The following is a 23,797-nucleotide window of genomic DNA, read 5'->3' as shown; positions in this document are numbered from 1 at the left end:
AAAAAAGTGTGAAATTGAAAGCACCCCACACCCTTCACCTTGCATTTATATCTCTTTATCGATCGTCCTTTTTTTGATTAGAATCTTCGTCATCATCTTTTGTTAATTCTTTAGTAGAATTCTTGAATTCTTTTAGCGTCTGCCCCATCGCTCGACCAATCTCTGGCAGTTTTTTAGGACCGAAAATAACTAATGCAATAACTAAAATCAAAATGAGCCCTGGAATCCCTATATTGGAAATCATGCTACATTACCTCCCTAAAACAAAATCTAACCTAACAAGATGCTTTCTTACATATCTCATTATAAGGGCTACAGCAAGATTTTACTATATGCATAGAAAATTCTCAAAGAAAGTTCATATTTAAGGAAGCTGATCTAATAAAACATCGATGGATACACCTTGACCATAGCCGATGGCGTCACCATTCTTCACTTCAGGAATTGTGTCAGGAACGTCCTGAAGATTCACATCCAAATCACTCTGCTCAGTTTTTTCATCTAATTGATTAACTGAAACAAAATCACCTTGCTCATTTTCACCATCATCGTCATATCTGTTCTCATTGGTGCCGTTGACAAGATCAATCCTTTCTTGACTCGGATCTATTTCTGAACTAGACAGGTTGTCTATGTCTATTACAACCATAATGAATAATCCCCATACGACCAACGTTATAACCAGTGTCCCACCTAAAGCAATCCATTTTTTCATCTTTCATCATCCTTCTTAAAAGTTGTCTACTTACTATCTCATCAACATGCTATAATAATGAAAAAATCGAATGGTTCACAATGAATGTGCTTCACTCGTGTTGTTCCATCTTTTCATTACTAAACAAGGAGTCACTCCATGTATATTATTATCGTCAATTCCAATTCCGGACGGGCAAGATACCGTCAACTAGCCAAATATCTAACTTCTTATGATCGTGTATCTTTTGTACCATACTTTACAGATGAATATCAAGAAAAAGAACTTTGGAACCAGGTCTCTACTCACATAAAGTCAACCAAAAGAACTATTGAAGGGGTGATAATTGTGGGTGGTGATGGAACCCTTCATCAAGCTATAAATCATTTACACCGTTTCCAACTGCCTTTTGGACTTATTCCCGCAGGGTCAGGAAACGATTTAGCAAAAGCTTTGAAGATTCCTACGAACGAAAAAAAAGCCTTTGCTAGGATCAAGCAAGGCCTTCCTAATACTTACGATTTAATTATGATAAACAATCAATATATACATTCAGTAGCAGGAATGGGGGTTGATGCGGAAACCGCTGTTAAATCGAACCATTCTCCCTTGAAACCTTTACTTAACAGAGCCTTTCTTGGGAAACTCACATATTTACTTACATTTTTCACTGTCATAAGAACCTTCCAACCATTTGAAGCTGAATTCACATTTGATAACGACGAAAAGGTTACATTAGACCGGGTATGGCTATTAGCTGCGGGAAACACCCCTTATTATGGAGGCGGTATACCTATTTGCCCGAAAGCGAATCCTCAAGATGGACTACTTGAAGTCATCGTAGTCAACCGCTTGTCCTTATTTGCATTGCTTCTCGTTTTACCCACAGTGTATTTCAAGCTTCATTGTAAACTTCCTTACGTTCATCGCTTTGAAACGAACAGTTTTTCTGTGAAAACAAACAGTCCTGTGTTAATTCAAGGAGACGGTGAAAAAATAGGGTACACACCACAAGAAATTTCTATTCAGCGTAAATCTATTGAGATTTTCTGAACAAATAACGCTATCAACGATAAGAATTGTATTTTTAAATATACACTGGTTTGCCTTTTACAAAGCATCAGGGAAAACCACACTGCGGAAAGTTGCTTTTCCTCTAAGCGCTTCGAGAATATTTCAAATCATCACCTTTTTTCAGGGCTTATTAAAAAGGAATACTCAATATCTTTTTTATCTGATTCATAAGTTCTTTCAATGAAAGTCACTTTTCCATTTGTGTCAACGAGAATCAACGTGCTGCTTTTTGTACCATATTTTTCTGTTAGTATGTGAATCGGTGAAAGCTGTCTTTCTAATGTCAATCCAACCCCTGTGTCTGGAAGATGAACATCAGGAAAAGGTTCTTTCAAAGATAGGAGGTGAAATAAATAGTCGGTCAGTTCATCTTTAGATAGATCTTGTATTTCCCTTAACCCTTGCTCTAATTTCATTGCTTTTGGCCAGGGTGAATTTAATGTTGCGTTACTTAATATATGAATCCCACTCGTGATCACTTGATCTTTATACGACTGATTGGTTGTATAAACTAGTTTGTGAATCGTTCCGTACAATAAATTAAAACCCGAGTAATGACTCTTCTTCTCTAAAATATGTTGGAAATATTTCCGATCATTGAAATAAGATGAGACTATTTCTCCTCTAGAAGTAGTAGAAGAAACTTCTTGTTTATCATAACTTCTTACATTCGTTAAGGCTGCAACCTCCCCATCCTCAGACAACCCAAGCCATGTTCCACCTTTCTCTAGATCTTTTCCTGCTAGTAACGAAGGGTTCTCATCCCAAAAGTGAGCCTCTTTCGTGTCTCTAGCGTAAAATTCATCTCTATTCGCACAAAGAATAAATGGAAACTGTTCATGAACTTTCATCGCTACACCTATTAAACACATGTTTATCTCTTCCTTTTCTCTACAAATTGATGTACAAACAAATATAAAATAAACGAAATTATAAACACAATAAATCCTGGTGATGATTCAGTAGGAAGTGCAAAATATAGCACCATGCCGATGAGTACTGTTATAAATGCCACATGGTTAATCCGTTTTCCTCCAGTGGCTAATAAGTCCAATGACTCTCTCGTTATCATTAACTTCTTAATAATAGAAAAATCGGCGACTATAACAGCTGATAGCGGGATAATAAATGCACCTAATAGAGAAATAAAAACTTCTGCTTCATTTACAACTCCTGGATATGCACTTAAGCCTATTCCAGCTAGGCCAAAAATGACTGCACTTCGGATTCTGCCAAGCCTTGGCAAACTATTTAACAGACTATAGCCTCCTGTATACGCATTATTCATGTTAATCGTTAACATACTGAAGATGGCTGCAATCATGATGACCATAAATAAAATGGGAGAATTTGTCCACTGACTTGTGATCAAAAATGGGTTCCAGTGATTAGCTGCCGCTGCCGTATAGGCTCCTAACAATGCCGTACATAAAAATCCGATACTATTCCCTAAATAGATTCCCCAAAAAGCATGAGTTGTTGTCTTGCTGTAGCGGGACAAATCGGCAGATGAACTAACTCCAGACACATACTGAACGAATGCTAAACTTGCATAGAAGAACATGGTCTTCCCATTCCATCCGTCTTGATTCATGGAAATGATTTGTACAAAAGAACTCCCCTCGGGATTAGAAGTAAAAAACACATAAAACATGCAGCCACCAGCAATTAATAGAAATGGCGTGAAAACTGCAGTGATTTTTTTCATTGCTTGAAAACCTACGATCGCTAAATAGACCATGCATAATGCTAATATCATTGAAAGAATCACAAAGGGTATGTGAATATTTAATGCACGCCTAAACATTTCTTGCAAGATCAATGTTCCACCAATGGTTTGAACACTAAACCAATAGAGGGAAGTCATCGTCCTGACGGGTGAAGACACCCACATAGACCCTTTATCCCCCACCATCGTACGAATCACATACTGAGAAGGCAAGCCGTATTTTGCCCCAGGAAAGGAGAGCAATGAAACAAATAAAAAAGCAATCCATGCTCCTACGACAGTGGACAGGACCGCTTGAAAAAATGATAACCCTCCCTCAATGACAGCCAAAGCCGGGACAAGCATATTCCCTGCATTGATAGAAATAGCCACTTGAATTCGAATATAGTCCCAGGCTGTCGTTGTTTTCAGGGCAGATGGAACAGGCTCTAGTCCAAGTGTTTCAAGTTTCGTTGTCGACCGTTTTTTTTGAAGGCTTTCTTCCAAGATGAGTCACTCCTAAATCCAGTCTACGGGGTCATCTAATAATAAGATTCTATCATCTCTTCGTATTTGTCTATATACTTCTTCTATAAAAGATTTTCTCGTTCTTGGATGAATTAAGACATAGGATCTCATATCTTCATATTCTTTTTCGTTTAATTTATATTGGTGGTGTAACTTCTCTAAAAAAGGAATACGAAATGAATCCAGTGCCATGAAAGCGATATTTATGTTCTCTTTATGATGGTTAACTGAAACCATCAGACCTTCATTCACAGGAAAAATGAAAGATCGATAAACTGGTTTAGCATGAAATTTATCTATATTGACATTGCATATGTCAGGGTTTTGATTAGGAAGTGAAACGAAGTAAATTAATTCTTCAAAAGAATAGTGAATATCATCTATTTGTTTTTTTAATTTTGTTAATTTCCTTTCCGATCTCCATTTAATAAGAAGTTCATAAAAAGCTTTACTACATAAAATAGTGCATAGAAAAGCAAGGAAAGTGGATAGGACCCCTAAAATCACCATGAGTTTTACACCTCTTTCTGTAATTCTTCGAAACAAATGACTCGATCTCTTCCCCTATCTTTAGCTTCATAAACGGCTTCATCAGCAATATGTAGTAATTGATCGCTTTGAGATGTAGATTCAGGATAGTTCGCAACACCAATACTTGCAGTGATTCTTCCAAATGGCTGTGACTCCATGCCCTTAAAGGAATGGTCACGAATTTTTAACCTGATGGTTTCCGCTACCTCATATCCTTTACACAAGGGTGCTTTAGGTAATAAAATCACAAATTCTTCACCACCGAATCGACATACGATCCCTTCGTCTTGAACAGCTGAGGATAATATATCCCCCATTTGAATCAGCACTTCGTTTCCAAGCAAATGCCCGTGCGTGTCATTAAAATTTTTGAAATTATCGATATCCAATACAAGAGCAGTTAAAGAAGTTTTATTTGATTCCGCTGACTCTTGTAAATGTGGAAACATCCTGTCTAGAAACCTCTTATTTTTCAATCCGGTCAGCGCATCTTCAATTGCCATACTTTCAGACCTTTCATAAAGCATCGCATTTTCAATTGCCATCGCTCCTTGAGTAGCTAGTGGCATAATGTTGTCTAAGTCTTCATGTTTTATCCTCTTTTGATCAACAATATTATCAATGACCATCAATCCGATCACTCTTCCTCTTGTCAGCAAAGGAATAATTGCAAACTGTTTCATGGAGAACGAATCTTTTATAGATTGCAGCAAAAAATCTGAATCAAGAGAATGATCGTCTACAATAATTGGTTCTTTTTTTGTTAAAACATGATGACACAACTCGTGCTTTTCATTTATTTCAAGAGTATAAGATCGGACCTTTTGGTTGAGCTCTTGATCATTTATTTCAGCTTCTCTCTGTAATTTAATGAAATCACGCAAAGTTAACTTTTGACTTACGACATTTTCCCAAATCTCATGTCCCTCTTCTACACTTAGTGGTCCTATGGCAGCTGTTCCGGTAAATTGCTGAGGATTTTCTTCATCTTGCAGTAGTATAAATGCACGGTTAAATCCTAGTCCATAACCTGCTGTAACTGCCGTCAAAAAAATATGCATAAGCTTGTCTAACTTCAAAGTACTTTGTAAAGCCAAAGATACTTCTCTTAGAACATGTAGATTTTTAGACTGTTTGTAAAAGAAATTTTTCCACCGAAATAAACGATCATTTTGAGTGTGGAAATAATAGAACATTCCTGCAAAAGAGACGGAGAATAAGATATAACCACCCGCAATCATCCATAAAACTTCAGTTGAATACAAACCATAAATATAAAATAGTGCTAGTATTAACAGAGAACCTATCAAAACACCCATCCATTCAAATGAGGCAGCTAACACAAATAAGACAAATAAACCTAACCACACTGAGTGTTGAAAGCCTAGAAGAACTCCTAGATTCAGGCTAAATAAAGATCCACTTATAGCAAATATCCATTTATTTACTTCATGTGAAAAATGAAACCGAACGACATTCATAAACAGATAAAATAACGCATTCAATATGATTAACAGGATTAGTAACATCTGTTTAAACCTCCGACATTCCATGTGTCTTATGTAAAATGTATAAAATATATGCAAGTAATTTCACTTATAAGTAATCGCTTCCAATAATCTGTTACCATTTTACCATATAATCTTTAATTAAATCATTTATTTCTTCGAGTGCCTGAATTGTTTCAATCCCTTTATACCTGTATAATTGAAGAGTAAGAGCTCGTTCATGAAACCTTTTATTTAATCATTCGTAATAAAAGAACGGTGTTTTTCGACAGGACTTGTTATTAGAGGCTGTAGTAACGGCTATCCTCAAAAACGGAGGGATTAAATATGAATAACGATCAAAATCAAAACCTTACATCTACTGATCATCAAGTGAAAGAACAAGGAAACAATAACCAGGCTTCTGAATACGTAGAAAAGTTACGTTCTCATGAAAGTCTCAATGAGATCTTAAACTCTATAGGGAAATTAGGCGCTAGAGAACAAGAGAAAGCTGGAGAGTCTTTAGAAGCGCTAAAGCGCCCGGTAAGTGATATGATGAACGATCCGAACCATGAATTACCTGATCAATTATCAAAACTAAAAGATGTCGTTTCTGAATTAGAACCAAACTACTTGCAAGAAGGAAAATTGAAACAATTTTTAACTAAAATGATCCGTAAAAGTCCTGCGGAGAAATACGCACGTAAATACCAATCAGTTGAAGCCGAAGTGGAGACGATTATTGTTGCTTTGCTTCATGGAAAAGATCGCTTACAAGAAGATACGGTAATGCTTCATCAATTAAAAGATGTTGCCAGGGAACGAATTACCGGATTGAACGAACAAATCTCTGTAGGTAAGCAATTGAATGGTATGTTAGAAGAGGAATTAAAAAAAGATGAATGGCAAGATGACCCTTCACCCATTCAAAAAGGCCAACAAAAAGTCTTATCAAGAGTGAAAAACATGCAGCAAGCGGTTTTAGTTCTTCAGCAATCTCTTGCTTCCGTTGACATCATTGTTGAGAATAATGACAAATTAGAAGAAGCGATCTTTAATGCTATTACCATGACGAAAAACATTATCACTGTCACAGCTTCTATTCAATTGTCACTCAGTAACCAAAAACGAGTTATTGACGCCGTTCACAACGTAAATAAAACAACAGAATCGATGCTGTTAAATAACGCCGAAATGCTTAAATCCAACACAGAGGAAACGCTAAAAACTCTAGAAGAACCGGCGATTGCTATGGAAACATTTAAAAAGGCTTATGAAAATGTTTATTCTGCAATTGAAATGACTGAACAATCGAATGCCAGGATTATTGAATCCAGCAAACAATTCATCACAGAAATGGAACAATTAAATGAGCAGATGGAGCAAAAGCTATTAAACTAAGTTAGAAATCGAATGAAGTTACTTTTAAGAGGTAAGTACTTGGTATATTTTATATTCAGTAGTTACCCCTTCTTGCTTTTGACTAGAACATTATAGAATGGGGTGAATCCTTTGAATTGGCGTGAGCGACTATGGGATCACAATTGGGTGATCCCACTTTTACCAAACTATATGAAACCATTAGAGGAACCCAGTTTATTAAATGAGCACACTAAAGAATTCGTTTATGAAGCTGAAGAATTTATTTCTGATCTATCTGCCCTTTCGGAGTTGCCTCGCTTAAATAAAACATTTAAACGAAGCATTCAAGGATTTGCCTATAAGATAAAAATTAAGCAAAAAAAAATACACCTTGAAATGATTGATACTAATAAATCTTCCTCCAACATTAAAAAAAGAGTTTATATTACCACTTACCGTAAAAACATTAAGATGGAAAATGGCTTCGGAAAGTTAATTGACTCTTCAATCTATTACCAATTTCAAGGGAAAACAATTGTAAGAAATGTTCGGAAGCATCCTTACTTTTTATCTGTGTTTCATCATCTCCACCGACTCGATTTATCTCTTTCAGGAGAATCCATTAAAATAGAGGACCTAGAGTCAAAAACACCAACTAACCAAGAGCAGAGCCTAGAACCCACTACGAACCATAAAGATCAAATTAAAGCCCTACTTAGCTCCGCAGAACATACTTACAAGCAGTACAGAACGATTGATATTAAAGTAGATCAATCGATGAAACATCTATTAAATGAGATCCATCGTTGTACAGAAGACTTCCATTTACTTGACTTAGAAGAAAAGCACCACATGAAGCGTATGATACAACACGATCTACCAAATTTACTAAATACTTATGACTCTCTAACAGAAGACCAAAAGAAAAACACTTATCCACAAATGATTGTATCATTATCAAATATGAGAAGTTTTTTGCAACGTCAAGCGGATGACTTACATTCGACTAGGCTTGACAGAATGAATCATTTATTAAAACTAAATGAATTGAGATACAGCCCTGAACACACTGATAAAAAGATGTAAGCGGCAATCGTTTACATCTTTTTCATATCCCTGTTCTGTCTTTATCTACAATGCTGATTTATTTTGTCTTTAACCATTATAAAAAGATGAGTTCTAGAATATTTTTTCTTTAATGAGGGCGTCCGTTTTCTTTTTTCTTTGAACTTCCAGTTTGTTTGTCATCTGATTTTTCTTTCCCTGCATGATCAGGCTTTCCTCTTTGCTTGTTTTCCGATTTTTCTTTCCCTGTATGATCGGATTTCCCACTTTGCTTGTTTTCTGGTTTTTCTTTTGCCGCATGATCAGGCTTTCCGCTTTGTTTGTTTTCTGATTTTTCTTTTCCTGTATGATCGGATTTCCCGCCTTGTTTGTTTCCTGACTCTTTCTCAGTTTGACCACCGGAGTCATTTTTTTTATCTGAATTTCCTTTCGCCTGATTATGAGGCTGTTTATCTGCATCCCCGTTTTTTTCGGCTTTAGAACGTTGGCTTTTATCTTCTCTTTTCTCACCACTGAGACCTTTTTCTTTTATAGAATTAACTTGTTTCTGAGGATGAGCCTGTTCACTTGCTAGTGTTAAATCATTTCGCTCTGATTGGTTTTGACCACTGTCCATATTTGCATTACCTGATTGATCTTCCGTTTCAAGAGAGCTATGATTCTCCCACTGGTCATTACTATTCATATCTTTATCGAAAGAGCTATTAGAAATCGTTTCTACGTCTGCCTTATCTTCTATTTCTTGACCAACCGCTTTTTCTAACTCATGTATTGGTGTATTACTTATGTCGTTTATATTCATATTATCTTGTTCCTGCGTTAATAATAGTTTCACAGGAGACAAGGACATGTCTTGGGCTTCTTTCACATCATCTTCATGAACCAATATAGAATAAATATCAAAATCATATTCATTCGTTTTATCTAAAGACCACCCTTGGAAGTCTTCCCCCCAGAGCTTGTCGCTAAAAGAAAATGCTGAACTAATATAAATTGAATGAGAGCGATGGATCATTCCTTGATTAAGCCCCTCTTCTACTAAAATATCTGTGGCTGATACAAGGGTCATACCTTCAAGTGAAGTCCCAATTTTTTCTAATAAAGTCTTGCCTTTATCGTTGTAACCTACCGTATATAGAATTTCATAATGATCGTTGACTGCTAATTCAATACTAGGGTTCATATCAAGCGATACAAATCCATGGACAGTAGATGATGGTAAAATCGTTGATCCAGGAAAAATGAGGAGGAAAGTAAGAATAAATGCTAATGGCACACTATACATCTTTCGTTCAAAAAAATGTGGAAATTGATAAACAGGAACAGGAGAATAATCAACTTCTTCACCGATATTTGCATTGACCTTTACTCTAGCCCGAATGAATTCTCCATTTTTCGTCAAGACGATCATATGTCTCTTTTCGACCTCCATGACGACACCTTTTTTCATTCCAACCACTCCCTCAAATAATCCTTCAAATATTGATAATCTTCTAACATCACGATGACCAAAGCGATGATATACTTTCTGTTTCTCTCGATTGTTTTTCGACTCATCGTTATATATTCCATAAGCTGCTTCACTGGCAATCGCTTTTTAGTCATTAAAATCTGTAACAAATGATCATGCTCCAGAATAGTTCTCGCAATTTCCACCATATTTAACCTGGCATCACAGTGCTTAGGGCATTGTGATGCCACTTCTGATAAACGAATTTCAAAGGTTGATAACCTTTCTTGAAAATGAAGAATCTCTTCCCTTCGATGTTCTCTCTCGATTTCTAAATGATAATCTTGAAAAGAAGCCGAGATTTCTGCAACATTTTCCATATTTTCTTTGTTTTCATCCTTATAATCTAATGAAAGAGATGTTTTTTTTCTTTGTTCCATTCGAATATAATCAATTACTCTTCTTCTAATAACTAAATTAGCAAAGGAAAGAAATGAACTCCCTTTATTAGAAGAATATTTATGTATTGCTTCACTAAACGCGATCATTGCAATACTAAATTCATCATCTGAAGAAGGGTTAATGTATCTTTTGCAAACACCTGAAGTGACTTTTCTTATAAAAGGTAAATATTGATGTATAAGTTCGTTTTCTGCCTGTTCGTTTCCGGCTTGAATCGATTCAATCGTTTCATTTATGTCATTATCCTGATTTGGTTTGGCTAAAAGGCGCTTTAGCACAACAAACACCTCACTATGTGTTCAATATTATGATTCGACCCGCCAAGTAAATTTAAGGGGGGCATTTAAACATCATAAACAACATTAATTTATCTGACAGGTGACCTTACTCCTAACTCTCCGTTACAATTTAATGTTAGAAGCTTTACAATAAGATGACGAGCCAGTAATTAAATGATCATCATTCACACAAATTTAAACAGAAAGTCTTACTAAAACCCAATTTTAATCCCTTCAGACTGCAAAAGGTCTGTAATAATTAAAATTTCATGTAGATAATAAGACCGGGCTTTTTGGCCTATATTGTCTTACTGATGTTTTGAACACGAAGAACGATACTACGAGAAAATGGTTTTAGAATCTTGATAACACTATTCACTTTATGTCCAAGAACAAGGCTGTTGTAAAAGAATAAATAATAGTATAATAGAAGCATATCAGATAACTTCCAATTACGTATGGAATAAATTATCATCAAAGTGGGGTTACTTATGAATCGAAATAAAGCTAATCAGCTGATTGGCCACCAAGTTGTCATTGACGAAGCTGCAGACGGCCAATATGTTGCTATTTTAGAGGAAATTATTACACAGCCGAACACACCTTGGCGGGGGATAGTACGAATTATCGGAGTCCTTTCTTATCCTGCTTATGTATTAGACCCAAATCGCGAGCATTCGATCTTATACAATGAAAATCAAAAACTTGAAACAGCCGGCAAAAACATAAAAGAGATCCAAGAACCGATGAATAAATCCTTTAAAGAATCTCTAGCCTTCTCACTTAAAACGAAATGGGATGAAGTGAGGGATATGAATGAGCGATATGATAAGACATTAGCAGCTATTCAACATGAACTAAGAAAATTGAATTCTGAACATTTAATTTTTGAAGATGCTTACGTTTATTATCAACTAGTTAAAAAAGGGAGAAAATTATTTATTTATGATGAACAGAAAAAAGAGTCGCTTTCATTAGAGGGCTGTCCCTTTGAATTTGAAGTTAACGTCAAAGGGGAGTGGAGATCATCTTTTTATGTTAAAAATTTCCTTTTTGAAACGAACCAGAAAGAACAAGTAGAATTAGACCACGGCTCTACTGTGAGACTAAATAAAGCACAGTTTGATCCTTACCGGATTTTGATGAATGAGCTAGACGAACCGTCTTTAATAGCCTTGGAAAGAGGCCTTAAGAAACTTGGAATAGGTCATGAACACTCTGTTTATTGCCATAACTCTTTGCTTATCCAACTTTTAAGCTCTTTTAATCACAAAACTTTCTCGGGTGTTAATTTCATCTCCTATTCTAACGATAAAAATCAATTTGTCGTTCAGCACCACTACGAGAGAACGATCTTAGAAGACGAGCCGGATATTACTTTTGATCGATTTGAATTCACCTCGGATTTAGGTGAGAGAGTTCTCACTACCTATGCTACACAATTTACGAATGACTAGTTATGCACAAAGCTAATATTATCTACCGAGAAAATATTCATTAAATTCAAAGAACAAAACGCAAAGCCCGAGAAGAAGGCTTTGCGTTTTTTCTGTGAAATGGTGGGGGTGGTCAATATCAAAATCACCACCAAATTTTTTTCTCAGTCTTTTTAGTAAAAGACATTCATGATCACGCTTCTTCGTCACCATTGGAAGTCTTTTCTTCTTGAAAGGCCTTTGTTGCCTCGTACGAATACCATAGTTCATTCTGTTTCATTTGCTGTTTACTTATATGGCGAAGAGAGAATGTTTTTCCAACCATTGTCGTTAAAACTGCCACATGAATTGTATACAAATCATCAAACTTTTGTAATATATTCTGTGAAGATTCCATATCTTGAATTCTCCGTCTAGGCAAGTACACTTCTGATTTAGCAATCGCTCTAGATCTTATACATAAAAAGTCATTATATTGAGTAATTCCTGCTGACCGGTATTGGACATAACCTAGTAATGCGGCAATTACTGGTAGGAACACTGAAATCCAGCCATAAGGAACAAAGTAGGTTACAACCCCTGCTACCAATAAAGAAGGAACTATTAATTTAATCATATATCGACGCAAACTCTCTTTTGGCAGCCCTTCATACTGAGGTGTAAAAGCAAATTCAGGGATAATTTCTGCTACAATCCCCTCCACTTCGTTCCGCTTACATAAAGGAGTTAAAATCGTTGACAAATCCTCTTCCTTTGTCCCGCCACCTGCACTTTCTACATAGATTGATACGTAGTCAAACAGTTGTCTGATCGGACTTTGCACGATTCTGACCGCAGTAATTCTTGTTGCATTTAATGTCAACTGTCGTTGCTCCAAAACCCCCCTAGAAATATGGATATCATCCTTCCGCTTTTTCAATGTGAAAAAACCGTATTTTAAAATAGTTCCCACTAAGGTAAATAACCAAGCTGCAAAAAGAATCGATACAAGGGTGCCGCCTATAAGCAAAATACTCGAGTGAATGAACCACCCTATGACATGATCAATAAGCCACTCCGGTAAAAATTGTGGAGCTTGAGAAACAACAGCTGCAATAAAAGTGGCTGCAATCCCTACTCCACTGGAAGTGAGCGCCGCAATCAACAATCTTCTCGATCCCAATTCCCATTTGAATTCAGGAGTCTCGTCCTCATCGATGGAGGCATTGGTTTCAGCCTTCTCTTCCCTCTCATGAGACAGGTCTTTTTCATCCCTTTGCAAGAACCAGAATGGATTTTCTTCTATAAATGTTTCACTTTCAATCTGTTCAAGAGAGAGTGGTGATTTTTTCTCATACTTTGTTAAGAGCTGTCTTTTTATTTCTTCAGCCTCTTCTCTCTTTAATGCTATTATTCGAAATTCAGGTTCACTTCCTCCGCCCGCTGTTTCGATTCGTACTTCTACTAGTCCGAATAACCTCTGCACAAGCTTAGCATTTATATCAATACTTTGAATACGATCTTTACGAATATAGCGATTTTTTCTGAAAATGAGTCCTTGCTTTATCAACAGTTCGTCTTCTTTTAAATGATAATAAAACTTCCACCAACTAATAAAACCTTGACTAATTGAAAATAGTAGAATACCGCTAAATAATATAGAATAAAATACGGGGCTCGCTGCCTGTGAAGACTGCCCAAAAATAAAGACGGCAATTAAGGTGATGATCATTTGTTTTAAATTGTTTAAAAAGCTAATAAATATTGCTGCCGGATGTTGTCTTTTCCACTCATTCATCAGGATCAGCTTCCCTTGCCAACTGAGCAATATGATCTCTCAATTTTTCTGCATTTTCCATGGTTAGCCCTGGAATTTCATGGGTTGTTGCAGCCGTTGAAACTGTCACTGTGGCTAAATTATAGTGGCGAAGAATCGGACCTTGCTTCGTATCAACATGTTGCACACGAATCATCGGTATAATGACTCTGCGAACGACAAATACACCATGCATTAACTCGATTTCATTTGCGTAAATTTTGTATCTCCATCGGTTCCATTGTAATTTTTGGATAAGAAAGACATTTAAAAGGGATCCAATAACAACCAAGGCGATAATCAGATAAAGAGGCCATGCTGGAAGGTTAAAAATCTGCATCACTCCCCAATAAGCTAAAGGGAATAGTAAATTTACTAATGAGGAAAGGGATGTGACTATTTTCCATACTTTTAATGTTTTCTCAGCTAAAGGCTGATCTGGTAGTGGTCTCATCTTTTTCTCCTTCATCTATGACTGGATCATTCGTCGTCTTCATTTACGTAAATAATATTTACACCTTGCTGTGACAAGTGATTTAGTACAGCATCATTTAACTTAGTGTCTCTTAATAACCCAAGTGAAGGAGCTAGTTCCAATTCCTCAAGGTGACCTGCCTCTGCATCCTCAATCAACTCTAAAATTTCTTTCATGTTTTTCTCTTCTAATTGTTGAATCAATTGTTCTCTAGTCATTTGCTCTCCTACCTTTCGTTATGCTAGTTGTATGCTACCATACGCACCGCTAAATTTCCATTTATTATAAGGTGAAAAATGGGCAAGTTTCATTTCAAGGGTAGACATACATAAAGAGGCGCCCCTGTACTTTAGGACACCCCTTCCTATTCATGCTTGATTCTATTAATCAGTGATTACTTATCAAAGGCTTCAGTCATTTGTTTCCAAACGGATCCTTTTGCTTCTTCGCCACCTTCAATTCTTGCTAAAGCAAGTTTTGCTTGCATACTTACTTCAAACTCAGTATCTTCTTCTGCTTTTTTCAGTGCGGGAACGGCTGATTCATCTCCTACCTCATACAGAAACATAGCCGCTCTCCAGCGAACAAGTTTACTTGCATCTTCGAGTGATCGAATCATCGCAGGAATGCCGGCCGTACTTCCGATATCTGACATGGCGTCGCCAGCAGTTCTTCGTACAGTGACTGTTTTATCTTCTAATGCCTTTTCTAAATATGGAATCACCACATCATCCTCAATCATACCGAGATAAACAGTGGCCAATCTTCTAATCGATGCTTTTTCATCGACAAGTGCTTTTTCTAAAACGGGTAAATCATCTATAGTTGGACTCATTTGTTCCAAGATCGCGAAACGTTTTTTCCAATCTTTATCATCAAGCATATCTTCAGTGACTTTTAACCACTGTTTCTTTGGTTTTTCTAGTGTTAGACTGTCATTTGTGGCGGTTGCCGCTTCCACTAACTCTTTTAACCTTGTGTCTGTAAACGTGGCCTGCAACTCTTCTGCGACTTCGTGTGCAACTTCGTTCAGCTCTCCGTATCGTGGCTTGTATTCTTTCCATTTCCTTAATAAAACGACATTGTCATCTTTATTCGTTGCTTTCGCCACTGCATCAATAAATCGTTCTGGAAGTCCTTCTCTTTTCTCAGACTCTCCGTCACTGACTTTCACTTGCATAGGAATGCCTTTGAATTCTTGGACCTGTACCTGGACTTCCCCGAAGTGCTCATTTACTGTTGAACTGGATTGTTCATTTGTCTCTTCACCAAAAACTTGTCGTACTTTAGGTAAAATCACTTTCCAGTCCACTTTTGGAGTACGTTCCACTGCAATAAAATCCGCAACATGATAAACACCTTTGACCCCATCAACTTCAAATATTTCCTTAACGAAATCCGGTGCCTCTTTTATGTTCTGAATCGTATAGTTATTCGCTTTACCTTGAGCGAGAGAAGTATTTAAGGTAAATTTCATCGTATTTGGACTAGGTGTTGGTTCAACCGAAATAATTTTCACGTTTGTTACCCCTTTCTACTATCAGTATATGGTTATCCATTATCGTACCATAAAGCAAAAAAGAACCCAAAAAGCATGCTTAGTTCACATCATTATAAGAGTTTGGTACAGTAGAATAAATGGATTATTAGGGGGATGAAGGATGAAACTAGCGATGATTTCGGATATTCATGGTAATGAACAAGCACTTCAAGCGGTTTTGGAAGACATTTCAAATATTAATGCGTCTCACATAGCAGTGTTAGGTGATCTTTCCTATCGAGGCGCTAAACCAAAACAATGTCTAGATATTATAAGAGGACTTGATGCAAAAGTAATTAAAGGAAATGCGGATGAATGGATAGTTCGCGGTGTAAGAGAAGGTGAAGTCCCAAGTAAAGCCTTGTCTATGATGCAAGCTGAACAAGGTTGGGCAAAGGGAAAATTAACAGAAGATGATCTTCTATATTTGGATCAATTACCAAAAACGCTGGAGATTCCTCTTTCAAATCAGAAGCAAATTTTTGCATGTCATGCAACACCTACCAGCATGTTTGATGTCATTTCAGATCAAGCTTCTAACGACGATTACCAGACCTATGTTCAGGCAAATGAAAGGGCGGATTATTATGTTTACGGACATATTCATCTTCCATTTATGCGCAGCTTTTCAGGAAAGAAAGTCATAAATACGGGAAGTGTGGGTTTACCTTTTGATGGAGATCCTCGTGCTTCTTATGTAGTGTTTGACCGCTCACAAAAAGACGCCCAGGTACAATTTAGGCGTGTTCAATATGACATTGAGCGAGCCTGTCATGATTTAGATGCTGAAGAGTATCCTGAACCAGCTAGAAATATTGTGAAAGAAATTTATCAATCGGCTATGAAGCCATAATCCATCGTTTAAATCATGCCATCACATTGAAATGTGATGGCATGATTTATACATATGCAAGGATGTTCGAATCAATTAGTGGGACGTGTTTATTGGGAAAGAACATTCCCAATTTCAGCTACCATCTGTTGAAACGAAGCTTTATCATTAAACCGTCCCACAATTTCATGCTCTTTATTTAACAGGAAAGTTGTTGGAACCGACATACATTGGTATTTATCATACATTTTAGTGTCCTCATCTACAACAACCGGAAAGGTAAACTCATTTTCATCATAATACTTCTTACCGGCTTCTTCATTAGACTCGCGCCCTGGAACATGAATCATTAACATCTCTAGATCATTCGTTTGCATTGATTGATATAGCTTCTGTTTATTTGTTAAGTCCCGTTGGCAATCGGGACACCAGGACACCCAGAACGTTATTAGAAGAGCTTGACCTTGAAAGTCCTCCAACGACCGCTCTTCATGAGAATCCATAACCTTTAATGAAAAATTCGGTGCAACCATTATTTTAATCCCCTTTCTTTGCGCTATTTTGATCACTTGTAAATTCAAACACTGTAGAAACTGATTCAAAGGCGTACAATTTCTTTTGTGGTTCACCACGTTCGAAATAAATGAGGCAAGGAACGCTCTGCACTTCCCATTGGAAAGCTTCATTTTTTAAAAAATTCAAATCAACTTCATGCACAAATTCATTTTCTCGCACCTGCTCTACCATTTTAATAAATGAACGTGCTATCTCACAAGTTCCGCACATAGGAGCATAAAAATAAACCCATATTTGAGGTTCCGTATTTAGCTTGTTCAATAATTGTTCACGGCTATCTATTTTTTTCATTCTGTCACCTCGCTTATAACATAGCAAGTTTATACACTTTACATTTCCTTTAACACTGCACGAACAGGAGAACCATCACCTTGTTGTATTTTCAACGGAAGAGCTATAAGTTCATAGGTTCCAGGATCCACATGGTGGAGGGCAAGACCTTCCAAAATCAATACGTCTCCTTTTCGGAAAGCATGATGGGCAGGAAGTGTCTTACTCGTTAAAGGATCAACTGAAGGCGCATCTGTGCCAATTAACTGCACACCTTTTTCACCTAATACCGTTGCTGCTTTTTCAGAGAAGACAGGATAGTCTTCATACTTATGTCCATGAATGTCAGCGGTCGTTTTAAACAGAATTTTTTTAATCCCTTTTAAATCCAATCGAAGAATATCATCCTCCTTAATGATAGGATGGTCCCTTGCATCCACTACTAGGCATTCTCCACAAACACCCTCTAAAGGAATCTCATCTATGGTCATCCCTTTTTGATCATAATGGTAAGGAGCATCTAAATGAGTTCCAGTGTGAGAGCTCATTTCAATTTTCCCTACATTCACTGTGTCTCCTTTGCTTATTGACATAGTGGATTGATATGTATATGGAGAATCACCAGGCCAAACATCCATCTTTTCTTTAAGTGTTTTCGTTATATCAATGTAAGGCATCTTATCATCCTTTCATATCACTTGCATAGGTTCAGCCCCTGCTAGTTTAACAGGGGCTGTTCCTTACTTATTTCTTTCAAACTGGATTTCAGACCATTCAAATAATTGCTTAGCCAATTCATCTACATCTACATCCATGGGATAGCCAATTTTAAATTCCTTTTTTTCGTTATCATTTAATCGATAGTAAGTATTTTTTAATTCTTGACTCATGTGCGCCACTTCTTCTAGTTTTTTACGAATCGTTTGTAATTCCATGTTTATCCCTCCTGTTAGAAAGAATACCCGCTTTAAAATAATTCAATCGTAGTTATTTTACCTCGACCCAATTTTCTACCACTTTAGCTCCTAGCGTTTTTGAAAAATGCTCTAAAGCCCAATCGTGCCCTACTGGGTTAAAACTCTCAACTGCATCCGCATGAATAACTGTGTGGAAGCCTTTGTTATAACTATCAATGGCTGTATGAAGAACGCATATGTCGGTGCAAACACCAACTAAATGAATTTCACGAATATTTCTTTCTCTCAATTTCAATTCCAAGTGCGTACCGGCGAAAGCACTATATCTGGATTTGTCCATCCAGTCAAAAGAGGTTTCCCTGTCATAAGTTAATTGATCAACATAATGCCCCAGGCTTCCGTATAGGGCTCTACCTTTAGTCCCTTTGATATTATGAGGTGGAAAAAGTTTAGATTCAGGATGATATGGATCTTCTGCTTCATGGGCATCTACTGCAAAAACTACGAAATCATCTGATTCAATAAACGACTTCGTTAAATCGGTGATTCTCTCTTCAATTGACTGACCCCGTTCACCACATGTCAATTTACCATCCTCTGCAACAAAATCATTTGTGTAGTCAACAACAATTAATGCTTTCATAAAATCCTCCTCTTTATTGATTCCTTCTATTGTACCATTTACAAATAATCAGACCAATTTTGAAAGATTATTTTTTTTCTGAAAGTTTTCGTATATAATAAAAACAATCCATGTATTGAAAGGGGAATTTTATGAAGATTAAATATAATATCATTGATAAAGAAAAAGTTCGTTACTGCAAAGAATCATTTACCGTTCGTCAAGCTGCCGAGGAGTTAGAAAATAACGGTTATCGTTGTGTTCCCGTATTGGACGACACTGGTACATATTTTAAAGGGAACATTTACGTCCAAGAAATTTACAGGGCCATTGTTAAGGAAACGGCAACTTGGGACGAATCCATAATGAACCTTGTTGAAAACAAGGACGTTTCTATTCAAGAGCAAGCATCGTTCTTCCGTATCTTCAGCAATATAAAAAAATACCCGTATTTAGCTGTGTTAAATGAAGATAACAAGTTTACGGGGATCCTAACACACGCCAATGTAATGGAAATTCTCGAAGACTCATGGGGTGTGAGAACAGGAAGTTATACACTTACGATTTCAACACACGAATATCAAGGAGCTCTAAGTACCATTGTTGCAAGTTTAAAGAAATTTACGAACATCCAAAGTCTTATGTCTTTAGATAATGAAAGTACATTCTTTAGAAGAGTTTTAGTCACGTTACCGAAAGAGACTTCTGAACCCACTCTGAAAAAAGTCATTAGCCACCTTGAAGGTGAAGGTTTCCGCGTATTTGATATTGAAAAAATTTAACATGAAAGTTAATAATAATTCAATTTCGAATGACTCTATGAAGTTATACTTCCATAAAGCTTGTTAAATAAGCTTAATATTTTAGAAAAGCTGATATAGATGAGAAATCGGACTTGAGAGATAAATATTCAAGTCCGCTCTTTTTATTAAAATTCTAACTAAGGGCCTAAAGTTAATAAGGTCCTTTCATTTTTTCCATTATGATCCATTCACTAAAATCGACCTAACTAACTTCATCCGATCGTTCAATGGCTATAATTCTGAAGCCGTTTCTACCTTCACCCAAGTAGTAGTTTCTAGCTCTCGTTTCTTCATAAATAGAATCCAATTGGTCAATTTCCACAGTTTCATTCCATCTAACTCTATATTCGTCAAACTGATTCACCTCAATTTCGATGTCGTCAGCTTCTAGAAATCGCTCAATTTTCCTTTCCCCAGTTAATTGTTGATGTTGCTTCCTTTCCATATGAAACACTTGACTGTTCCCAACAAAATACGATTCCATGATTGAATATGACTGTGTGGAGAGGCTTTCTTCCCATGCTAATTTATAGTCTTCCATTAGTTCAATGATTTCCTGTGATGTCTCATCATCATTCACATTTTCCCAATGATCTTCTTCGTCACATCCCATAGTAAACAATATCATGACCATTATAAGAATGGTTATCTTTTTCACTTTGTCTCCCCCTCTCAACCTTCCTCCATGAGTATACCGGAAAAGTTTTTTCCACACAAAGAAAAAACGCAAGCAAAATCGCTCACGTTGGGCCCTTCTCTTCTATTTAGGATCTCTTCATTCTGAAGATTACGACTGTACAACGAGAGACAACGTATACTCGATGGATTTATATCTTTCCATAAGTTTTTTATTTTTCGTATCTTTTTGGAAACAAGTGACGGATAGTATTTCGAAATTCTCTACTAGCTGATCAATTTGTTGTGGATGAAGATAGGACGGTTTTTCGTATTCTAGCCATTTTAGTACCATTGGTGTCCACGCTTCTAATTGAATCTTCACATCATCAGCAAACGGCTTCACATGACCGAAAAAATCTGCCTCTTTATCCCCTACTGAAAATTCTTTATAATTTTCGTAAGCTTTTTCATTTAATTGACGAAGGTTACTCGTTTTTTCCTTTAAAAGTTGCCACTCTTCTTGATTCATTCCTTATCACCTCAAGAAGATTGTATCAAAATCATGAACAGTTACAAACTAAAGATACCCGCTAGCCTTCTTTTTCTTAGAGGAATTTCTCCTGATTTATCTTTTGAAGCTTTTTCTTTCTTGCTTAGCTCATCTTCTAGTACCTTCAAACGTTGAGTTAATTGAGAGATCAATCCGTTCAATTCATTGATTTCTTTTCTGTGATTAAGAACTTGGTATTCAACTACTTCGTCCGCTTTCGTGTGAAGGTTCCGGTCTAACTGTTCTACTTGAATGATTAGTTTTTCAATCCTTTCGTCTAATCGTTGCGCTGGCACCATTTTTTCTTTTGGTCTTATATTTATTGAAGAGGTAGCTTCTGACAATGATATGTGTCTCATCTTTTTCCCTTCTTTTGTTTCACTGTGAATATGATGAAGCTTTTGATACGTTTCTTCCGTCAATTCGAAATGACCATGTTTATTGACTTCATAAGGTAACTGAAAATACTTAATCCACCTTTGAACCGTTGAAGGATTGACTCTTAACTCATCGGCAATGTCCTTTGTTTTCCACTTAGATATTGACATAAGCCTACCACTCCTTTTAACTATTTTCTCTCTGTATTCTCTAAGCAAATCTAAATTCCTTTGTTGGTGACAAAACTAGTTCTCATTCGGCAAAGAAAGTAGATTTCTTTCAAATTCTCTAGAATGAAGTTTCTTTATCTGCACACAATAACTGTGTAGAGGGAGGTGAGTAAGAAGTGAAACATGAAAATGAATCATCCCAACGCAATGGCTCATCAAAAAAACAACATCAACAACCCACTAAAGGTCAAGTGGATAAGAAAAATAGAGGCCCTAACCGCCCAGCAACATAAACATTGCATTCCCCATACTTTAAAGATTTTCTATGATCTGGACCATTCATTTCATTGCCATACTAAGAATCAGAACCTCATGTGTTCTGATTCTTCTTTTGTGTGCCTCTAACGTAAGAGCTAAGCTTAGCTGCAGTATGTATTTGGTGTTGTTTATGTTGGTACCAGTCGGTGATTTGATAACGACGAGGGACTTTATTCTTCCTTCTTAAAAGTAAATCAGGTTCGAACTCATCAGATAAGGACCAGTCTCTTCTTTTATTGTCGCCGTGATGAATCATTGGATAGCATATTCTCAATGGAAGGTTTATATCTTTTTCATGAGTGATTTCTGGAATATCTATCGACCGATTGCCTGTATACAATGTGTCTTGGAAGTACTCCCTGATCTCTTCTCGTACAGGCGAGTGAAACAGAAGCCATGCGAGCTTCCCTCCTAATTCCACTCTTTTTTTTACATCAGTAAAATGGTCTACAGAAATACCATAAATTTCTCCACAAATAGAAGGAAAAATCACCACACTGAAGTGCAGTCTTTCTTGCCACTCATAGCTCGGCCGATGAAAAAGGACATCTCTAAAAAAGGGGGCGCGAATAACTGGTTTTTCAATCACATGTTGTTCATTAATGATTAAGGCCTTCATTAATTGATCTTCATTTCTGTCATACCAAAATACCCACCATTGCTGCATCATCCACTTAGAGACATCAAAAAAAGATAATAAATCAAACAAGGGTTTCCCTATCTTCTGAGAAAATTGATAGATCATTAATTGTGGATAGGCATCCGAGAAAATTAACCAATTAGCCCTTTCAAGGGAAATAAATAATCTTCTCCGCCATTCTTTAGAGAGCATCTCCACTAGAGAATGTGACAATAGATCGGACATGGACCAACCTGCATTCCGAGAAACAAAACTAGCAAGATACGCCCAACGGATCTCAGGATAAGAGTCATAAAATTGCTGATAAGAATCCGTACGAGCCACGTTATCCACATTATTCTTAGCCGTTAATTTACGAACCGTTTTAAGAATTTGTCTCTTATTCAACGACCTCTTCCCTTTCTATAGATCCACTATTTATTCTACTTTCCTCGTATTATACCCTACTTATTTGGCTTCACTCCCATTAATGAGAGTAAAATCCTATTTCCTCTTCTAGAAGATATGGTAAGATATAGTGATGGTTTCTTTCCTTATAAAGAAATAATAAACAACCATGTCGAGGGAAAGGGAGATGAAGATGACCATTCGTTACCCCAACGGAAAAAAATTTCAAAATAAGCGAATCCTTTCTCATAAAAAAAACGACAAAAACAAAGACGAACGGTTTAGTAATCGTGGAATGAGTTTAGAGGAGGATATAAACGTCACAAATGAATATTATCGATCCCATCATATAGCTATCATTCATAAAAAACCCACTCCCTTGCAGATCGTTAATGTGAATTACCCTAAACGAAGTGCAGCAGTGGTAACCGAGGCCTATTTCAAAAAACCATCTACTACCGATTATAATGGTGTGTATAAAGGTCGATATATTGATTTTGAAGCTAAAGAAACAAAAAATAAAACAAGTTTCCCTTTGAAGAACTTTCATGATCACCAGATTACGCATATGAAAGAAGTGATTAGCCATCATGGTTTTGCTTTTGCCTTGTTAAGGTTTTCTTTATTAGATGAAGTATATTTACTAAAAGCTGAAGATTTGTTTAGTTTCTACGATGAACAGGACAAAAAACGGAAATCTATTCCGAAACGTGAAATAGAATCATGTGGATATCTTATTCCTATAGGATTCCATCCTAGAATTGACTACTTAAAAACGATTGATAAAATATTGTCAGTTGAGTAAAAGCAACGGCAGTATTGAAAGGA

Annotated in this window: 28 protein-coding genes; 7 read left to right on the top strand and 21 right to left on the bottom strand. The window is 36.6% G+C overall.

The genetic code is table 11. The features are described 5' to 3' along the window. Positions 1-55: 55 nt before the first annotated feature. Positions 56-244 (bottom strand): twin-arginine translocase TatA/TatE family subunit, encoded by a 189-nt coding sequence (locus CR194_RS03325; RefSeq protein ID WP_158282155.1) that lies wholly within the window; start codon positions 242-244, stop codon positions 56-58. A gap of 120 nt (positions 245-364) precedes the next feature. Continuing rightward, on the bottom strand, positions 365-715 hold the full coding sequence (locus CR194_RS03320) for a hypothetical protein (protein WP_110608210.1): 351 nt from the start codon (positions 713-715) through the stop codon (positions 365-367). A gap of 138 nt (positions 716-853) precedes the next feature. Here CR194_RS03320 and CR194_RS03315 point away from each other — a divergent pair, with 138 nt between their 5' ends. Beyond that, the gene (locus tag CR194_RS03315; RefSeq protein WP_110608209.1) at positions 854-1,747 is read left to right on the top strand and encodes a diacylglycerol/lipid kinase family protein; all 894 of its coding nucleotides are present in this window, start codon (positions 854-856) and stop codon (positions 1,745-1,747) included. A gap of 131 nt (positions 1,748-1,878) precedes the next feature. Here CR194_RS03315 and CR194_RS03310 read toward each other — a convergent pair whose 3' ends face one another. The 4 genes from CR194_RS03310 to CR194_RS03295 are packed head-to-tail and all read right to left on the bottom strand — an operon-like array spanning position 1,879 to position 6,064. Beyond that, the gene (locus tag CR194_RS03310; RefSeq protein WP_110608208.1) at positions 1,879-2,640 is read right to left on the bottom strand and encodes an NRDE family protein; all 762 of its coding nucleotides are present in this window, start codon (positions 2,638-2,640) and stop codon (positions 1,879-1,881) included. Positions 2,641-2,642: 2 nt separating this feature from the next. Continuing rightward, positions 2,643-3,983 carry a purine-cytosine permease family protein gene (locus tag CR194_RS03305; RefSeq protein WP_110608207.1) on the bottom strand — a complete coding sequence of 447 codons (1,341 nt, stop codon included), beginning with the start codon at positions 3,981-3,983 and terminating at the stop codon, positions 2,643-2,645. A 12-nt stretch (positions 3,984-3,995) separates the two neighbouring features. Then, positions 3,996-4,514 (bottom strand): hypothetical protein, encoded by a 519-nt coding sequence (locus CR194_RS03300; RefSeq protein ID WP_146035904.1) that lies wholly within the window; start codon positions 4,512-4,514, stop codon positions 3,996-3,998. Positions 4,515-4,519: 5 nt separating this feature from the next. After that, on the bottom strand, positions 4,520-6,064 hold the full coding sequence (locus CR194_RS03295; protein WP_158282154.1) for a sensor domain-containing diguanylate cyclase: 1,545 nt from the start codon (positions 6,062-6,064) through the stop codon (positions 4,520-4,522). A 306-nt stretch (positions 6,065-6,370) separates the two neighbouring features. On the opposite strand from CR194_RS03295, the gene CR194_RS03290 reads away from it, so the two are divergent. Beyond that, positions 6,371-7,426: a toxic anion resistance protein gene (locus CR194_RS03290; RefSeq protein ID WP_110608204.1), complete on the top strand. Its 1,056-nt coding sequence runs from the start codon at positions 6,371-6,373 to the stop codon at positions 7,424-7,426. Positions 7,427-7,537: 111 nt separating this feature from the next. Beyond that, on the top strand, positions 7,538-8,473 hold the full coding sequence (locus CR194_RS03285) for a hypothetical protein (RefSeq protein ID WP_110608203.1): 936 nt from the start codon (positions 7,538-7,540) through the stop codon (positions 8,471-8,473). A gap of 109 nt (positions 8,474-8,582) precedes the next feature. Here CR194_RS03285 and CR194_RS03280 read toward each other — a convergent pair whose 3' ends face one another. Together CR194_RS03280 and sigI are read right to left on the bottom strand one after the other, a co-directional pair. Continuing rightward, positions 8,583-9,902 (bottom strand): anti-sigma factor domain-containing protein, encoded by a 1,320-nt coding sequence (locus CR194_RS03280; protein ID WP_110608202.1) that lies wholly within the window; start codon positions 9,900-9,902, stop codon positions 8,583-8,585. Next, on the bottom strand, positions 9,899-10,642 hold the full coding sequence (gene sigI, locus CR194_RS03275) for an RNA polymerase sigma-I factor (RefSeq protein ID WP_110608201.1): 744 nt from the start codon (positions 10,640-10,642) through the stop codon (positions 9,899-9,901). Before sigI ends, CR194_RS03280 begins: the two co-directional genes overlap by 4 nt. A gap of 491 nt (positions 10,643-11,133) precedes the next feature. Here sigI and CR194_RS03270 point away from each other — a divergent pair, with 491 nt between their 5' ends. After that, a complete protein-coding gene (locus CR194_RS03270; protein WP_110608200.1) occupies positions 11,134-12,099 on the top strand; it encodes a DUF2777 family protein in 966 nt (321 codons plus the stop codon). A 172-nt stretch (positions 12,100-12,271) separates the two neighbouring features. Here the strand turns inward: CR194_RS03270 and CR194_RS03265 are convergent, their stop codons facing one another. The 4 genes from CR194_RS03265 to CR194_RS03250 form a co-directional block, all read right to left on the bottom strand. After that, positions 12,272-13,855: a PH domain-containing protein gene (locus tag CR194_RS03265; protein WP_110608199.1), complete on the bottom strand. Its 1,584-nt coding sequence runs from the start codon at positions 13,853-13,855 to the stop codon at positions 12,272-12,274. Next, a complete protein-coding gene (locus CR194_RS03260; protein ID WP_110608198.1) occupies positions 13,848-14,327 on the bottom strand; it encodes a PH domain-containing protein in 480 nt (159 codons plus the stop codon). The genes CR194_RS03265 and CR194_RS03260 overlap by 8 nt, the downstream gene beginning before the upstream one ends. Before the next feature lie 26 nt (positions 14,328-14,353). Then, positions 14,354-14,566 carry a hypothetical protein gene (locus CR194_RS03255; RefSeq protein ID WP_110608197.1) on the bottom strand — a complete coding sequence of 71 codons (213 nt, stop codon included), beginning with the start codon at positions 14,564-14,566 and terminating at the stop codon, positions 14,354-14,356. A 176-nt stretch (positions 14,567-14,742) separates the two neighbouring features. Next, positions 14,743-15,867 carry a conserved virulence factor C family protein gene (locus CR194_RS03250; protein WP_110608196.1) on the bottom strand — a complete coding sequence of 375 codons (1,125 nt, stop codon included), beginning with the start codon at positions 15,865-15,867 and terminating at the stop codon, positions 14,743-14,745. A gap of 142 nt (positions 15,868-16,009) precedes the next feature. Here CR194_RS03250 and CR194_RS03245 point away from each other — a divergent pair, with 142 nt between their 5' ends. Continuing rightward, positions 16,010-16,741 (top strand): metallophosphoesterase family protein, encoded by a 732-nt coding sequence (locus CR194_RS03245; RefSeq protein WP_110608195.1) that lies wholly within the window; start codon positions 16,010-16,012, stop codon positions 16,739-16,741. 89 nt (positions 16,742-16,830) lie between these two features. Here the strand turns inward: CR194_RS03245 and CR194_RS03240 are convergent, their stop codons facing one another. From CR194_RS03240 to CR194_RS03220, 5 genes are all read right to left on the bottom strand, one after another. Then, positions 16,831-17,253, bottom strand: coding sequence for a TlpA family protein disulfide reductase (locus CR194_RS03240; protein WP_158282153.1), 423 nt, complete (start codon positions 17,251-17,253; stop codon positions 16,831-16,833). Between the two features lie 4 nt (positions 17,254-17,257). Beyond that, complete coding sequence (locus CR194_RS03235; RefSeq protein WP_110608193.1) at positions 17,258-17,587, bottom strand: thioredoxin family protein; 330 nt, start codon at positions 17,585-17,587, stop codon at positions 17,258-17,260. A 38-nt stretch (positions 17,588-17,625) separates the two neighbouring features. After that, positions 17,626-18,243: a cyclase family protein gene (locus CR194_RS03230; RefSeq protein WP_110608192.1), complete on the bottom strand. Its 618-nt coding sequence runs from the start codon at positions 18,241-18,243 to the stop codon at positions 17,626-17,628. A 63-nt stretch (positions 18,244-18,306) separates the two neighbouring features. Further along, entirely contained in the window at positions 18,307-18,501 is a 195-nt protein-coding gene (locus CR194_RS03225; protein WP_110608191.1) for a hypothetical protein, read from the bottom strand. Positions 18,502-18,553: 52 nt separating this feature from the next. Then, entirely contained in the window at positions 18,554-19,126 is a 573-nt protein-coding gene (locus CR194_RS03220) for a cysteine hydrolase family protein (RefSeq protein ID WP_110608190.1), read from the bottom strand. A 131-nt stretch (positions 19,127-19,257) separates the two neighbouring features. Between CR194_RS03220 and cbpA the strand changes: the two genes are divergently transcribed. Next, positions 19,258-19,887: a cyclic di-AMP binding protein CbpA gene (gene cbpA / locus CR194_RS03215; RefSeq protein WP_110608189.1), complete on the top strand. Its 630-nt coding sequence runs from the start codon at positions 19,258-19,260 to the stop codon at positions 19,885-19,887. A gap of 223 nt (positions 19,888-20,110) precedes the next feature. Here cbpA and CR194_RS03210 read toward each other — a convergent pair whose 3' ends face one another. From CR194_RS03210 to CR194_RS03195, 4 genes are all read right to left on the bottom strand, one after another. Beyond that, a complete protein-coding gene (locus CR194_RS03210) occupies positions 20,111-20,566 on the bottom strand; it encodes a TcaA NTF2-like domain-containing protein (protein ID WP_110608188.1) in 456 nt (151 codons plus the stop codon). 129 nt (positions 20,567-20,695) lie between these two features. Next, positions 20,696-21,055, bottom strand: a complete 360-nt coding sequence (locus tag CR194_RS03205; protein ID WP_110608187.1) for a YppE family protein — start codon at positions 21,053-21,055, stop codon at positions 20,696-20,698. A 41-nt stretch (positions 21,056-21,096) separates the two neighbouring features. Next, positions 21,097-21,624 carry a helix-turn-helix domain-containing protein gene (locus CR194_RS03200; protein WP_110608186.1) on the bottom strand — a complete coding sequence of 176 codons (528 nt, stop codon included), beginning with the start codon at positions 21,622-21,624 and terminating at the stop codon, positions 21,097-21,099. A gap of 370 nt (positions 21,625-21,994) precedes the next feature. Beyond that, a complete protein-coding gene (locus CR194_RS03195) occupies positions 21,995-22,969 on the bottom strand; it encodes a DUF2515 family protein (RefSeq protein ID WP_110608185.1) in 975 nt (324 codons plus the stop codon). Between the two features lie 193 nt (positions 22,970-23,162). Here CR194_RS03195 and recU point away from each other — a divergent pair, with 193 nt between their 5' ends. Then, a complete protein-coding gene (gene recU / locus CR194_RS03190; RefSeq protein WP_110608184.1) occupies positions 23,163-23,774 on the top strand; it encodes a Holliday junction resolvase RecU in 612 nt (203 codons plus the stop codon). Positions 23,775-23,797: the final 23 nt, after the last annotated feature.

Origin of the sequence: Salipaludibacillus keqinensis, from assembly GCF_003226325.1 — a bacterium.
In the GTDB taxonomy this organism is placed as follows: domain Bacteria; phylum Bacillota; class Bacilli; order Bacillales; family Salisediminibacteriaceae; genus Salipaludibacillus; species Salipaludibacillus keqinensis.
Note: the sequence above shows the minus strand (reverse complement) of the source record. Positions and strands in the feature narration are given on the sequence as shown.